At 64.5% G+C, this 12,713-nt stretch carries 16 protein-coding genes and 1 pseudogene; 3 read left to right on the forward strand and 14 right to left on the reverse strand.

The genetic code is table 11. The features are described from left to right. Positions 1–168 precede the first annotated feature (168 nt). From ureG to ureE, 3 genes and pseudogenes are all read right to left on the reverse strand, one after another. Entirely contained in the window at positions 169–795 is a 627-nt protein-coding gene (gene ureG, locus AKL02_RS14475) for an urease accessory protein UreG (RefSeq protein ID WP_083079037.1), read from the reverse strand. A 9-nt stretch (positions 796–804) separates the two neighbouring features. Continuing rightward, positions 805–1,442, reverse strand: a pseudogene (locus AKL02_RS14480) (urease accessory protein UreF). Next, entirely contained in the window at positions 1,435–1,947 is a 513-nt protein-coding gene (ureE, locus tag AKL02_RS14485) for an urease accessory protein UreE (RefSeq protein WP_083079035.1), read from the reverse strand. The pseudogene AKL02_RS14480 and the gene ureE overlap by 8 nt, the downstream one beginning before the upstream one ends. Positions 1,948–2,017: 70 nt before the next feature. Between ureE and AKL02_RS14490 the strand changes: the two genes are divergently transcribed. Continuing rightward, positions 2,018–2,368: a hypothetical protein gene (locus AKL02_RS14490; RefSeq protein WP_078520262.1), complete on the forward strand. Its 351-nt coding sequence runs from the start codon at positions 2,018–2,020 to the stop codon at positions 2,366–2,368. A gap of 8 nt (positions 2,369–2,376) precedes the next feature. On the opposite strand, the gene ureC is transcribed toward AKL02_RS14490, so the two are convergent. From ureC to AKL02_RS14525, 7 genes are all read right to left on the reverse strand, one after another. Continuing rightward, on the reverse strand, positions 2,377–4,083 hold the full coding sequence (gene ureC / locus AKL02_RS14495; RefSeq protein ID WP_083079034.1) for an urease subunit alpha: 1,707 nt from the start codon (positions 4,081–4,083) through the stop codon (positions 2,377–2,379). After that, complete coding sequence (locus tag AKL02_RS14500; protein ID WP_078520264.1) at positions 4,083–4,388, reverse strand: urease subunit beta; 306 nt, start codon at positions 4,386–4,388, stop codon at positions 4,083–4,085. The genes ureC and AKL02_RS14500 overlap by 1 nt, the downstream gene beginning before the upstream one ends. 4 nt (positions 4,389–4,392) lie before the next feature. After that, positions 4,393–4,572 (reverse strand): hypothetical protein, encoded by a 180-nt coding sequence (locus tag AKL02_RS14505; protein ID WP_133051986.1) that lies wholly within the window; start codon positions 4,570–4,572, stop codon positions 4,393–4,395. Positions 4,573–4,631: 59 nt separating this feature from the next. Then, positions 4,632–4,934, reverse strand: a complete 303-nt coding sequence (locus tag AKL02_RS14510) for an urease subunit gamma (protein WP_075776945.1) — start codon at positions 4,932–4,934, stop codon at positions 4,632–4,634. A gap of 9 nt (positions 4,935–4,943) precedes the next feature. Further along, complete coding sequence (locus AKL02_RS14515) at positions 4,944–5,768, reverse strand: urease accessory protein UreD (protein WP_083079033.1); 825 nt, start codon at positions 5,766–5,768, stop codon at positions 4,944–4,946. A 138-nt stretch (positions 5,769–5,906) separates the two neighbouring features. Then, positions 5,907–6,368 carry an Lrp/AsnC family transcriptional regulator gene (locus AKL02_RS14520; RefSeq protein ID WP_083079032.1) on the reverse strand — a complete coding sequence of 154 codons (462 nt, stop codon included), beginning with the start codon at positions 6,366–6,368 and terminating at the stop codon, positions 5,907–5,909. Then, on the reverse strand, positions 6,365–6,823 hold the full coding sequence (locus tag AKL02_RS14525; RefSeq protein ID WP_078520268.1) for an Lrp/AsnC family transcriptional regulator: 459 nt from the start codon (positions 6,821–6,823) through the stop codon (positions 6,365–6,367). The genes AKL02_RS14520 and AKL02_RS14525 overlap by 4 nt, the downstream gene beginning before the upstream one ends. Before the next feature lie 125 nt (positions 6,824–6,948). Here AKL02_RS14525 and ilvC point away from each other — a divergent pair, with 125 nt between their 5' ends. Beyond that, positions 6,949–7,971, forward strand: a complete 1,023-nt coding sequence (gene ilvC / locus AKL02_RS14530; protein WP_078541852.1) for a ketol-acid reductoisomerase — start codon at positions 6,949–6,951, stop codon at positions 7,969–7,971. A gap of 64 nt (positions 7,972–8,035) precedes the next feature. On the opposite strand, the gene AKL02_RS14535 is transcribed toward ilvC, so the two are convergent. Then, positions 8,036–8,641, reverse strand: a complete 606-nt coding sequence (locus AKL02_RS14535) for a hypothetical protein (protein WP_078604543.1) — start codon at positions 8,639–8,641, stop codon at positions 8,036–8,038. 161 nt (positions 8,642–8,802) lie between these two features. Here AKL02_RS14535 and AKL02_RS14540 point away from each other — a divergent pair, with 161 nt between their 5' ends. Beyond that, positions 8,803–9,195, forward strand: coding sequence for a hypothetical protein (locus AKL02_RS14540; RefSeq protein ID WP_083079031.1), 393 nt, complete (start codon positions 8,803–8,805; stop codon positions 9,193–9,195). A 130-nt stretch (positions 9,196–9,325) separates the two neighbouring features. Here AKL02_RS14540 and glmM read toward each other — a convergent pair whose 3' ends face one another. The 3 genes from glmM to AKL02_RS14555 are packed head-to-tail and all read right to left on the reverse strand — an operon-like array spanning position 9,326 to position 12,646. Next, on the reverse strand, positions 9,326–10,669 hold the full coding sequence (gene glmM, locus AKL02_RS14545; protein ID WP_078548038.1) for a phosphoglucosamine mutase: 1,344 nt from the start codon (positions 10,667–10,669) through the stop codon (positions 9,326–9,328). Continuing rightward, entirely contained in the window at positions 10,666–11,685 is a 1,020-nt protein-coding gene (gene folP / locus AKL02_RS14550) for a dihydropteroate synthase (protein ID WP_083079030.1), read from the reverse strand. The genes glmM and folP overlap by 4 nt, the downstream gene beginning before the upstream one ends. 40 nt (positions 11,686–11,725) lie before the next feature. Then, positions 11,726–12,646: a dihydroneopterin aldolase gene (locus AKL02_RS14555; RefSeq protein WP_083079029.1), complete on the reverse strand. Its 921-nt coding sequence runs from the start codon at positions 12,644–12,646 to the stop codon at positions 11,726–11,728. Positions 12,647–12,713 lie beyond the last annotated feature (67 nt).

Below are 12,713 nucleotides of genomic sequence, written 5' to 3' on the forward strand. Positions count from 1 at the left end.
CCGACCAAGGGCGCACAGCCGAGCGCCTCCGACATCCAATCCCTCGCGCTGCGATGCGGCAAAAAATTCCGGCACCACGCAGCAAAAAACCCGCCGAATGGGCGGGTCTGCCGAAGTTTTCGCACAAATTGTGAGTTTTCGCCCAATAAATGGGCAACTATTTCGTTATCAGGCTGGAATCGATTTCAGCGCCAAACCACCCTCGCGCTCGAGAAATGCGACGATCTCCTCGATGCCCGCACCTTGGCGCAGCCGCGCCATGACATAGGGTTTCGACCCACGCGCGGTTTGCGTATCCGCCTCCAGCTGCGCCAAATCGACGCCAACATGCGGCGCGAGGTCCACTTTGTTCACCACGAGAAGGTCGGACTTGGTCAGCCCCGGCCCCCGCTTGCGCGGGATGTCCTGCCCCGCCGCCGTGTCGATCACATAGATCGTCAGATCGGCCAGCTCGGGCGAGAAGGTCGCGGCCAGATTGTCGCCGCCGCTCTCGATCAGCACCAGTTCCAGATCGGGGATTTGCGTCGTCAGGTCCGCAATGGCCGCAAGGTTGATCGACGCATCCTCGCGGATCGCCGTATGCGGGCACCCGCCCGTCTCGACGCCGCGGATCCGTTCGCCCGGCAACACCTGCGCGCGCATCAGCGCCTCGGCATCCTCGCGCGTATAGATGTCGTTCGTCACCACCGCCATCGACACGCGCGACGCCAAGGCCCGCGCCAGCTGCTCGGTCAGCGTGGTCTTGCCCACGCCCACCGGTCCGCCGATTCCCACGCGCAAAGGTCCGTTGCCCATATCCTCACCTCAAGTCTTGAAGAGACGCACATCGAGCGTCTCGTGTTTCATGGCCGAGACCTCGGCGCGAAAGGCGCTGAAGCTCAGGTCCGTCAGTTCCGCCTGCGCCGCGCGTGCCGCGATCTCGGCGATTTTTCCGTGCAGGTCGCTCAGGACCGTTTGTCCGGCGATTTGTCCCAAAGGAACAAGCCGAATCGCCGCAGAGACGAGGTTCGACGCAAACGAATGCTGGAAAAGTGAAATAACCTGCGCGGCCGGCAGGTCCAGGTCGCGCGCCGCCTCGGCCAGTGCGACCGGCAAGATCCGCGGCGGCAGCTCGACGCCCCGCAACCCCACCTGCGCCAGCGTGAAGGCCGCCCCCTGCTCCGCCGTCTCGCGCAGCCGCTCGGCCGAACCCGCCATCGCGCGCCCCAACGCATCCAGCTCGTCGAGATCGCCACCGCGCAGCCCGCAGGCCAGCAGCACCGCATCCGACCAGCCCGCGCCATGCTCCAGCACATCCCCAGCCAAATGGCGAACCCCGCCGCACCCCCGATCTCACCCGCCGCCACCGCCTGCTCAAGCCCGTGAGAATAGGCGAACGCCCCGGTCGGAAAGGCCGGGGAGAGCCATTGCATCAGCGAGAGGGACGCGGTCGGATCAGGCATGGTCGTGATGATGGTCGTGGCTGTGCGAATGGGAATGCCCATGGTGATGCGAATGCCCGTGCTCATGCCCCATCGTGCGCCCCATCCCGTAGGCGCCGCCCTCGGGCTGGAAGGTCTCGACCGCGGGCGCGACCTCCGCGCCCAACTGCTTCAGCATCGCTTCCAGCACATGATCGGCCCGGATCACCAGCCGCTCCGCCTCGATCTGGCACGGCGTGTGACGGTTGCCGATATGCCAGGCCAGCCGCGTCAGATCGCCCGTCACCACCAGCACCGGCTCCAGCGCCGGACGCACCTCGATGAACCGCCCGTCCTCCAGCACGAAGGCTTCGCCGCCCGTGAGGTTCGTCACCTCCGGCAGATCCACCAGAAACCCCGCGCCCGAGCCCGCAACCAGCCGTTTGCGGCGCAGGAAACGCCCCTCGTAATCCAGCGCCACATAATCGACCGCCGCCTGCCAGGCACCTTTCGGCGCGAATTTCTCGGCCTTGGGATAATCGCTCATTCTCTCGGCTCCCCTTAACGCTTTCTCAAACCTCCGACCGCAGACTGCTCTGCAGCAAAGGAGTCTTTCAATGTTCCACCATTGCTTCGAACCGCGCACTCCCGCGGACGAGCTGGCCCAGATCCGCGCGCAGATCGCACAACTCAAACGCCGCGAGGCAGAGCTGCGCGAGGCCTATCTTACCCAGCCAGACATGCCCTGTCTCGGCCGCTGGACGAAGGTGGAGATCGTCACCAGCCGCCGCCAGGTGCTGGAGCCGCGCCTGCTGCCGCCCGAAATCCGCTCCGACCCGGCCTTTCAGCGCGAGAAAGTGACCCGCACGCTGCAGACCCGACCGCATGATCCGACGCGGAACCGCCTGCCCGAACTCGTCCGGGACAGACCCGTCAACGTCGGGCTGCGCCTCGTATCCGGCGGCTGACGCCATCCTCAGAAGAGGAAGTAACGCTGTGCCAGCGGCAGAACCTCCGCGGGCGCGCAGGTCAGCAATTCGCCATCCGCGCGCACCTCATAGGTCTCGGGATGCACGTCGATCTCGGGCGTCGCCGCATTGTGGATCATCTGCGCCTTGCCGATGCCGCGCGTACCCTCGACGGCAAGCGTCTGCTTTTGCAGACCAAGGCTCGCCGCCAGCCCGTTGGCCTGCGCCGCCTGACTGACGAAGGTGACGGAACTCGCGTGCCGCGCGCCACCCAGCGCCCCGAACATATTGCGCGTATAGAAAGGCTGTGCCGGGATCGAGCCGTTCGGATCGCCCATCTGCGCCGAGACAATCGAGCCCCCGATCAGCACCATCTCGGGCTTCGCGCCGAAGAAGGCCGGGTTCCACAGCACCAGATCGGCACGCTTCCCCACCTCGATAGAGCCGATATGCTGGCTCATCCCGTGGGTGATCGCCGGATTGATCGTGTACTTCGCGATGAACCGCTTCACCCGCACGTTGTCATTGTCGCCCTGCTCTTCCGGCAACCGCCCGCGCTGTTTGCGCATCTTGTCCGCCGTCTGCCAGCAGCGAATGATCACCTCGCCCACGCGCCCCATCGCCTGACTGTCCGAGCTGATGATCGACATCGCGCCCATGTCATGCAGGATATCCTCGGCCGCAATCGTCTCTTTCCGGATGCGGCTTTCGGCGAAGGCCACATCCTCGGGCACCTTATTGTCGAGGTGATGGCACACCATCAGCATATCGAGATGCTCTTCGATCGTGTTGCCGGTATAGGGCCGCGTCGGGTTGGTCGAAGACGGGATCACATTCGGCGCACTCACCACCTTCAGGATGTCCGGCGCGTGGCCGCCCCCCGCGCCTTCGGTGTGGAAGGCGTGGATCGTACGTCCCTTGATCGCGGCGAGCGTATTCTCGACGAAGCCGCTCTCGTTGAGCGTGTCGGTGTGGATCATCACCTGCACGTCCATGTCGTCGGCCACCGACAGGCAGCAATCGATCGCGCCCGGCGTCGTGCCCCAATCCTCGTGCAGTTTCAGCGCGCAGGCGCCGCCCTCGACCATCTCGACCAGCGCCTCGGGGCGCGAGGCATTGCCCTTGCCCGACAGCGCGAGGTTGACCGGCAGCGCGTCGAAGCTCTGCAGCATCCGCGCGATGTGCCAAGGCCCCGGCGTGCAGGTCGTGGCCAGCGTGCCATGCGCGGGGCCCGTGCCGCCGCCCAGCATCGTCGTCATCCCCGACGCCAGCGCATCCTCGATCTGCTGCGGGCAGATGAAATGGATATGCGCGTCGAACCCGCCAGCGGTCAGGATTTTCCCTTCCGCGGCAATAACTTCCGTCCCCGGCCCAATGATGATGTCTACATTCGGCTGCGTGTCGGGATTGCCCGCCTTGCCGATCGCCACGATCTGCCCGCCTTTCAGGCCGACATCCGCCTTGTAGATGCCCGAGTGGTCCACGATCAGCGCATTTGTGAGGACCGTATCGACCGCGCCGCCCGCGCGGGAAATCTGGCTCTGCCCCATGCCGTCGCGGATCACCTTGCCGCCGCCGAACTTGACCTCCTCGCCATAGGTGGTCAGGTCGCGCTCGACCTCGATGATCAAATCGGTATCGGCGAGCCGCACCCGGTCGCCGGTGGTGGGACCGAACATATCGGCATAGGTGCTACGCGAGATCGTGGCCGGCATCAGAGCGCCCCCATAACTTTCTGATTGAATCCATAGACTTCACGCGAGCCGCGATAAGGCACCAGCCGCACTTCGCGGCTCTGGCCCGGCTCGAACCGCACCGCCGTTCCGGCCGCGATGTCCAGACGGTAGCCGCGCGCGGCGTCCCGGTCGAACTCCAACCCCGGATTGGTCTCCGCGAAATGGTAATGCGAGCCGACCTGCACCGGGCGGTCGCCGGTATTGGCGACCATCAGCGTGATCGCCTCGCAGCCCTCATTCAGCGTGATCTCGCCCGCCGCGGGCAGGATTTCTCCGGGGATCATCGGCTCACTCCTTGTTGCGACGCAGCGCGCGCGCCAGTTCCGGCCCGACATAGGCGACCGCTGCGAGCGCAAGCAGCCCGATCAGCGGACCGTCGTGGAAGAACCATGTGCTCCCCGCGCTGTGGCCGGGATGGGCCAGCGCGGCAGTGGGCGCGAGGACGGCGAGAGCAGCTAGAAGTTTCATCGGACGGCCTTTCATTAGAAAAACTTATTTCGGGTCGGTCTGTATAAGCTGAACTTATCTCAGCGGATCGGATGGTGGACGGTGACGAGCTTCGTGCCGTCCGGGAAGGTCGCTTCAACCTGAATGGAATGGATCATCTCGGGGATGCCCTCCATGCATTGATCGGCCGAGATCACCCCTGCCCCCGCCTCCATCAGATCGGCGACAGAGCGCCCCTCACGGGCCCCCTCGACGACGAAATCCGAAATGATTGCAATGGCTTCCGGGTGATTGAGCTTCACGCCGCGTTCCAGCCGATTGCGCGCGACCATCGCAGCAACGCTGATCAGCAGCTTGTCCTTTTCCCTCGGTGTCAGGTTCATCGTATTCCCTCAGATCTGCCACACGCGCGGCGCCGCTTCACCGCGTCGCAACGCATTGAAAAGTCGTATAATTTGTCGCCGCATCGGCCAGCCGTCCCGCGCGAGAAGGCGAATGACGCATTTCCCGTCGAAGCCCGAAGCCGCGCCTTCGACGCCCGGCTCATCGAGCACCGCGCGCAGAGGCTCCACCGCGTCTTCCGCACCTTGCTGGCACAGGACGAGCGTCGCGAAAGCGCGCGCCTCGCCTAGAACCGCACTGCGCGCGCCCTTGGCCAAAATGTTGGAATTCAGCAAGAAGGGTTCAAAAAACACAGGCTTTCCGGCGCGATCGATCCGGCGCATGTCGAAAAACTGCAAGTCCTGCACCCGCTCGCCCATTGCGATCCGGCCCAGAACCACCGCCTCGAGCATCAGGCAGGACGCATCGGCGGCCAGCGAGATCGTCGTGTCGCGCGCAAGTTTCGAGCGATCGAACAGGATCGTCTCCTGCGGCAGCCAATCGAGATGGCACCCGGTCCCTACGTTGTGATGCACCTCGACCTGCGCCTGATCACCGTCGGCGCGATAGGCGCGCTCGGCGGCTTGGGTCGTCGCCACGAGCTTCGCGCCATTTTCCAGATCGGTCTTGTAGGAAAGCCGGTCCCCAGAGGCCAAGCCACCGGAAGTATTCAGAAAAACCACTTCTGCCGCGCCCGGAACGCGCGGCAGAATGGCTTTCGCGGACCCGCTTTGATGGAGGCCGGTCAGCCGCGCACCGGAAAAGGCGGCCCGCGCCACGCCGCGCGAACGCTGCATCTCGACTGCAGCCGTAGTCTGTATTTTCGCGTCGAACATGGGTCCCTCCCTCCCGATCCAAAACCGCACCAACGGAGCGGTCCATGCCTTGCTCGCGCAGATTTGGCTTTGACCAAGGCACAACGGCAGCTGCGCCCATTTCACGCGCAGTTTGCCCAATTTTTCAACTGTAATGAATCAGCCGAAGGGGCCGGGGCGGCGTTCTTCGTTGAGCAGCACATTCGCCTCGACCTGCCCGACCCCGGGCAAGGTCATGATCCGACGCCGCAAAACCCGTTCGAAATCGGGCAGATCGCGCGCAGTGACGCGCAGCCGGTAATCGAAGAGCCCGAGGACGTGCTGCACGAGCTGCACCTCCGGGATCGCGGTCACCGCGCGTTCGAAATCCTCAAGGCTGACGCGGCCTTTCGCGGCGAGCTTCACGCCCAGAAAGACCGTCACGCCGAAACCGAGCGCCTCGGGATCGACGATCACGCGGCGCCCCGCAATCACGCCCGCCTCCTGCATCCGACGGATTCGGCGCCATGTCGCGGGCTGAGAGAGCCCGAGCTTGCGCCCCAACGCGCCCGCGCTCTGCGTGGAATCGCGGCTCAGCGCCCGCAGCAGCTGGCGGTCGAAATCGTCGAGATCGAGACTCATATCGGCAGCTCCGCACTGGATTTGATCGTCGAGATCAGCATCAGAGCATCGAGCTCGGCGATATGCGGCAGGGTCAGAATGCGGTTGCGGTAGATCTCCTGATAATGCGCCATGTCGCGGGCGATGACCTGCAGGCGCATATCCGTGGAGCCGAGGAAGCTTTGGATTTCAATGACTTCCGGAACCTCGCGCGCGGCGGCGGTGAACTCGTCGAAGGCGCGCGGATTGGTCTTATCCAAGGTAAAGCGCAGAGACACCTCGACCGCCCAGCCGAGCGCGTGCCAGTCGATCAGCGCCTCTTCCCCGCGGATCACCCCGCCTTCGCGCAACTTCTCGATCCGGCGCCAACAGGTCGCGGGCGTGACGCCCGCGCGCTCGGCCAGTTCGGCCGAGGGAAGACCCGGCTCCGCCATCATCTGACGCAATATCCGCCGGTCCGTATCGTCAATCTGCATGAATTTTCCGTTTTAATCCCGAAGTGCGAATGACTTTTATCCACTTTGGCGAATACACTCAACTTCTGAACGCATATTCGCGCAGAACCTTCTATTCTCAGCCTCAGAAAAGAAGGAGGAACGCCATGCGCGTCTATTACGATCGCGATTGCGATGTGAACCTGATCAAGGACAAGAAAGTCGCCATTCTGGGCTACGGCTCGCAGGGCCACGCCCACGCGCTGAACCTGCGCGACTCGGGCGCGAAGAACGTGGCCGTTGCGCTGCGAGACGGCTCGCCCTCGAAAGCGAAAGCCGAAGCCGAAGGCCTGCAGGTAATGGGTATCGCCGAAGCAGCTGCCTGGTGCGACGTGATCATGTTCACCATGCCCGACGAACTTCAGGCCGAGACCTACAAGAAGTATGTCCATGACAACCTGAAAGACGGCTCGGCGATCGCGTTCGCTCACGGCCTGAACGTGCATTTCGGCCTGATCGAGCCGAAGCCCGGCATCGACGTGATCATGATGGCGCCGAAAGGCCCGGGTCACACCGTGCGTGGCGAATACACCAAGGGCGGCGGCGTGCCCTGCCTCTTCGCGGTCGAAAACGACGCGACCGGCAAGGCGCAGGACATCGCGCTGAGCTACTGCTCGGCCATCGGTGGCGGCCGCTCGGGCATCATCGAGACCAACTTCCGTCAGGAATGCGAAACCGACCTGTTCGGCGAGCAAGCGGTTCTCTGCGGCGGCCTCGTCGAGCTGATCCGCATGGGCTTCGAGACCCTCGTGGAAGCCGGTTACGAGCCGGAAATGGCCTATTTCGAGTGCCTGCACGAAGTGAAGCTGATCGTCGACCTGATCTATGAAGGCGGCATCGCGAACATGAACTACTCGATCTCGAACACCGCCGAATATGGCGAGTATGTCTCGGGTCCGCGCATCCTCCCCTACGAGGAAACCAAGAAGCGCATGAAGGACGTCCTCACCGACATCCAGACCGGCAAATTCGTGCGTGACTTCATGCAGGAAAACGCCGTCGGCCAGCCCTTCTTCAAGGCGACCCGTCGCATCAACGACGAGCACGAAATCGAGCAAGTCGGCGAGAAGCTGCGCGCCATGATGCCCTGGATCTCCAAGGGCAAGATGGTCGACAAGTCGCGCAACTGATCTGCACGACAGCGACGAGATTGGACCCCCGGCCTATGCGCCGGGGGTTCTTTTATATGTGGGGTTACACCCAGTAGCTGGCGCCGTTGGCCATGTTCATCGTCACGCCCCAGGCGAGGTAGAAAAGCCACACGCCAGTCAGCAGCTGGAACACGCCGCCCGCTTTTTCCGCCGTCTCGCTATTGGTCCAGCGCGCGCCGAATTCGGCGAGGTAGATCAGCATCAGGCCGATGAAGAGGATCGCGGCGGGGATGTCGCCATTGCCCCAGAACGAGATCGTGCCCATCGCGCTCAACCCGAACAGCGGGATCGCCATCCATGCCTCGGGACCGGGATCGGAATGGGTGTAGCGACGCAGACCGATGACGAACCAGTGGATGCCGTAGAGCGAGAAGGCGACAGCCGCCATGTAGAGCGGCGCGGCATTGGCGAAGACCGGAAACCATGTCAGGCCGATCATCAGATAGATTCCGGTCAGAAGTTGGCCGAACCCGCCAAGGAAGATGCCCCAGAGGCCCAAGGTGCGCTCCTGCGCCAGCGGGTCGCCGGACCAGCTCGGGCCGTTCGCGACCGCTGCGCCGCCCTGGACGAAATAGTTGATCGAGAGCGATAGGAAGCCGATCGCGAGCGGCCAGAAATCTGATGTGGGAAAAATGGATGATTGGTCCATGACGCACCTCCGGTAAATATCGCCCCTCCATTGCTCCAAAGCCGCGGAAAGCCTTGAAGTTCAGTCACGTTTTGGTCACTCCAGACGCTGACCGCGGCAGCGCGTCGCCTTGCGGGGCTACGGGTTTCTTGTCACAGTTCCGCGAATTGAAAGGGAAGCAGATGGCCGAACCCGACCACGAGGAACTCGAAGCGATCTTCGAGGAGCGCGCAAAATTTTTCACCCCGAGATGGTTCGGCGATCTCTTCGCCGGGCGGCTCGCGCCGGGAGATACGTTCTGGGCCGGAAATTACGGGCCCGCGCTGGTGGTGGTGCCGTTGATCGTGATCCTGGCGCTGTTCACCGCGCTGATCTCGCCGGGCCATCTTGGCGCGTTCTTCGGAAGCTTCGCCGTGGCCGCCGGCGTTTACCGGATCGCGGTGCTGATCGGTCTGGTCCGCTCGGTATGGCGCGCGGAGGCGGGGCCGACATTCTGGCGCTGGGTCGGCGTGCTCTGGACCGTATTCGAAGCGGTCGCCCTGATCTGGCTGGGGCTGGACCTCTTCGGCGGGTAAGAAAAAAGGGGGCGCGCGGCCCCCTCTACTTCGCTCTTTCAAAATATCCCGGGGACGGCCGTAGGCCGGGGGCAGAGCCCCCTCATTCTCAGGTGATTGTCGCCCTACGGCGACAGGGGCAGAGCCCCCCTTACGCGGTTTCGGCCTCGACGGCGGCGACGATGCTGTCGACGGTCGCTTCCAGCAGACCCTCATCCTCGCATTCAGCCATCACGCGGATCAGCGGCTCGGTGCCGGATTTGCGGATCAGCAGACGGCCCTGACCGTTCAGACGGGTCTCCGCGTCCAATATCGCTTTTGCAACATTATCGGCGCTCAGAGGCTCCTGCCCCGCCTGATACCTTACATTTTTCAACATTTGCGGCACGGTCTCGAATTGCCGCACGAGGTCGGAGGCGCGCAGCCCGGTCTCGACCATCGCGGCGAGGAACTGCAGCCCCGCCATCAGCCCGTCGCCGGTCGTGGCGTAATCGGTCATAACGATATGGCCCGATTGCTCGCCGCCCAGATTGAAGCCGCCTTCGCGCATCCGCTCGACCACGTAGCGGTCGCCGACCTTGGTGCGCTCGAGCCGCAGCCCCTCGGCCTCAAGAAAACGCTCCAGACCGAGGTTAGACATCACGGTCGCCACCAGCGCGCCGCCGGACAGTTGACCGGACTCGGCCCAGCGTTTCGCAAACAGCGCCATGATCTGATCGCCATCGGCCACATGGCCGGTCTCGTCGATGATCATCACCCGGTCCGCGTCGCCGTCGAGCGAGATCCCGAGATCGGCGCCATGGGCCACCACGGCCTCGGCGCAGGTGCTGACATGGGTCGAGCCGCAGCCGTCGTTGATATTGCGCCCGTCGGGCGAGACGCCGACCGGGATCACTTCGCAGCCCAGCTCCCACAGAACCGCCGGCGCCGCCCGATAGGCCGCCCCATTGGCGCAATCGACGACCACTTTCAGGTCGGGCTTGCGCAGTTTCGGGAAGGTGGTCTTGGCATATTCGACATAGCGCCCCAGACCGTCGTCGATCCGCTTGGCGCGGCCAATATTCTCGGGGCGCGCGAGGCGGATATCGGTGTCGAGCATCGCCTCGATCTCGGTCTCGGCCTCGTCGCTGAGCTTGAACCCGTCGGGACCGAAGAACTTGATCCCGTTATCCTTGGCCGGGTTGTGGCTGGCGGAGATCATGATCCCCATGTCCGCGCGCATCGAGCGGGTCAGGTAGCCCACGGCGGGCGTGGGCACCGGGCCGAGCAGCAGAACGTTCATCCCCGTCGAGGTCAGACCCGCCGTCAGCGCGTTCTCGAACATGTAGCCCGAGAGCCGCGTGTCCTTGCCGATCACCACGCGGTGGCCGCGCGAGTCGTCCTGCCGGAAATAGCGGCCCGCCGCAGCGCCCAGTTTCAGCGCCATCTCGGCGGTCATGTTGCCGGAATTGGCCTCGCCGCGGACACCATCGGTGCCAAAAAGCTTCCTGCTCATTCCTCAAAACCTCTTTTGATCGCGTCCCAGAGCCGGATGCCTTGGGCGATCTCGGCCACATCGTGGACGCGGTGAATTTGAATGCCCTGATCGAGCCCGGCGAGCGTCACGGCCAAAGTGCCGGGGGCGCGGCTATCGGCCTCCTCGGCGCCGCCCACGGCCCCGATGAAGCGTTTGCGCGACACGCCGAGCAGGACGGGGCAGCCCAGCCCGTGAAACAAGCTGAGACCGCGGATCAGGGCGAGATTGTGCTGCGCGGTCTTGCCGAAGCCGATACCCGGATCGGCGATGATCGCCTCGCGCGCGATGCCGTAATCCTCGGCCAGCGCGATGCGGTCTTCGAGATAGTCGTAGACGTCGAGCAGAACATCCGTGTAGCGCGGATCGTCCTGCATCGTCTCGGGCAGCCCCTGCGCATGCATCAGGCAGATCGGTGCGCCGGAGACCTGCGCGACCTCGACCATCGCCGGATCGAATTCCATCGCGGAGACGTCGTTGAGCATCGCAGCCCCCGCCTCCAGCGCCTGATCGGCGACCAGCGACTTGCGGGTATCGATGGAGATCGGCGCATCGAAATCGGCATCGCGCAGCGCCGCAATCACGGGCGCGGTGCGGGCGATCTCTTCGTCTTCCTCGACTTCCGTGGCGCCGGGACGGGTCGACTCGCCGCCGATATCGAGAATGTCAGCGCCCATCTTGCGCAGCGCAACGGCGCGCTCGATCGCGGCGTCCTCGACGTCGAAGCGCCCGCCATCGGAGAAGCTGTCGGGGGTGACATTCAGGATGCCCATGATCCGCGGTGCATCGAGCGTGATCCCGGCGACCGGGGTGCGCGGATTGCACAGCCGCTCCATCACCTCTTCGGGCAGATGGGCTGCGGGGATGATCTCGGGCTCGCCATCGCGGCGCAGAATCTCCACCTCATCGAACCAGCACCAGCCCCCGGCGAGGGTCAGGGCCGTGTCGGGACGGGCGGAGTCGGTTCGGGCGACGGGTCGATAATAGAGCTTCTCCATGCGCACCATTCACCCGATTGCGCCCGAGAGTTCAAGCCGTTCAGAGCGGGCGCGTCTCGACCGGCACGCGGCTTCCTGCCGGGGCTGAAACAGTCCCGTGAACTTCCAGCCGGGTCGCGGCCATCTGCTCGGCCAGCCACAGCGCCAGCGCCATCGCGTCGCGCGCGGGGCTTTTCGGGCCGTCGGTCGCGTCCAGCACGATCTTGGAGGGCGCCCAGACGACCATCTGGCCGTGGCGCATCGCCCAGTCGATCTCGGTGCGGGTGGCAACCACAACGCAGCGCGGATCGCGCGCAGCGAGCCGCCAGGCGTTCTGCTCGATCGCGAGAAGGTCGATGCGGCGCTGCGTGGGCCCCTGCCCGCTTTCGGGCACGGCGCCGTCGGGCAGCCCCACGGCAAGGATCACGGGATGGCCCGTCTCCTGCAGCACGTCTAGCCGCGCCGCGAGGTCCGGCGCGTCGATGGCCGCGTTCGACAGATAGGCGACGACCGGGTGCAGGCTTTCCTCCACCCCACTCTCGTCCACGCTTTTCACCGGCACGGAGGCGCGGGAGCGCACGATCTCGACGCCAAGCGCGCCGGGGCCGCGGTCGAGCTTTTCGATCCGTACGAAGACGCGCATCGCCTGCGGGCTGGCGAGGATACGCTCTGCCACGCCGGCTGCGAGCGTCTCCAGCAGGTTCACCCGCTCTTCCGCCAATTCCGCCGCGATCGCCTCGGTGATCCGGTCATAGGAGAGAATGCGATCCACATCGTCTTCGAGCGGCTCCGGCGTGGGCCGCACCTCCACCACCACGTTGAATTGCAGGCGCTGCGTATGTCCGCGCTCCTGCTGGAAGGCACCGATATCGGCCTCCACCACATGGTCGCGCAGCGAGATGCGATCCCGGGGGTCAGTCGGCGCAGAGGCCGCCGCCCGCGCTTCGGGATGCGAAAAGGCGAGGGAAATATCGGAACTCATGCGCGCCTCGGGAATTTTTCAGTCATGTCGAGCATAGAAAAAGGGCGGACCGAAGCCCACCCTCAAC

The sequence above is a fragment of the Thioclava electrotropha genome (assembly GCF_002085925.2).
GTDB classification, from domain to species: domain Bacteria; phylum Pseudomonadota; class Alphaproteobacteria; order Rhodobacterales; family Rhodobacteraceae; genus Thioclava; species Thioclava electrotropha.

What these genes read in the sequence shown, in the direction of transcription:
- ureG (WP_083079037.1), bottom strand. Translation starts at nt 795, where the DNA reads ATGGGCAACGGACCTTTGCGCGTGGGAATCGGCGGACCGGTGGGCGTG.
- ureE (WP_083079035.1), bottom strand. Translation starts at nt 1,947, where the DNA reads ATGAGCGATTATCCCAAGGCCGAGAAATTCGCGCCGAAAGGTGCCTGG.
- AKL02_RS14490 (WP_078520262.1), top strand. Translation starts at nt 2,018, where the DNA reads ATGTTCCACCATTGCTTCGAACCGCGCACTCCCGCGGACGAGCTGGCC.
- ureC (WP_083079034.1), bottom strand. Translation starts at nt 4,083, where the DNA reads ATGCCGGCCACGATCTCGCGTAGCACCTATGCCGATATGTTCGGTCCC.
- AKL02_RS14500 (WP_078520264.1), bottom strand. Translation starts at nt 4,388, where the DNA reads ATGATCCCCGGAGAAATCCTGCCCGCGGCGGGCGAGATCACGCTGAAT.
- AKL02_RS14505 (WP_133051986.1), bottom strand. Translation starts at nt 4,572, where the DNA reads ATGAAACTTCTAGCTGCTCTCGCCGTCCTCGCGCCCACTGCCGCGCTG.
- AKL02_RS14510 (WP_075776945.1), bottom strand. Translation starts at nt 4,934, where the DNA reads ATGAACCTGACACCGAGGGAAAAGGACAAGCTGCTGATCAGCGTTGCT.
- AKL02_RS14515 (WP_083079033.1), bottom strand. Translation starts at nt 5,768, where the DNA reads ATGTTCGACGCGAAAATACAGACTACGGCTGCAGTCGAGATGCAGCGT.
- AKL02_RS14520 (WP_083079032.1), bottom strand. Translation starts at nt 6,368, where the DNA reads ATGAGTCTCGATCTCGACGATTTCGACCGCCAGCTGCTGCGGGCGCTG.
- AKL02_RS14525 (WP_078520268.1), bottom strand. Translation starts at nt 6,823, where the DNA reads ATGCAGATTGACGATACGGACCGGCGGATATTGCGTCAGATGATGGCG.
- ilvC (WP_078541852.1), top strand. Translation starts at nt 6,949, where the DNA reads ATGCGCGTCTATTACGATCGCGATTGCGATGTGAACCTGATCAAGGAC.
- AKL02_RS14535 (WP_078604543.1), bottom strand. Translation starts at nt 8,641, where the DNA reads ATGGACCAATCATCCATTTTTCCCACATCAGATTTCTGGCCGCTCGCG.
- AKL02_RS14540 (WP_083079031.1), top strand. Translation starts at nt 8,803, where the DNA reads ATGGCCGAACCCGACCACGAGGAACTCGAAGCGATCTTCGAGGAGCGC.
- glmM (WP_078548038.1), bottom strand. Translation starts at nt 10,669, where the DNA reads ATGAGCAGGAAGCTTTTTGGCACCGATGGTGTCCGCGGCGAGGCCAAT.
- folP (WP_083079030.1), bottom strand. Translation starts at nt 11,685, where the DNA reads ATGGAGAAGCTCTATTATCGACCCGTCGCCCGAACCGACTCCGCCCGT.
- AKL02_RS14555 (WP_083079029.1), bottom strand. Translation starts at nt 12,646, where the DNA reads ATGAGTTCCGATATTTCCCTCGCCTTTTCGCATCCCGAAGCGCGGGCG.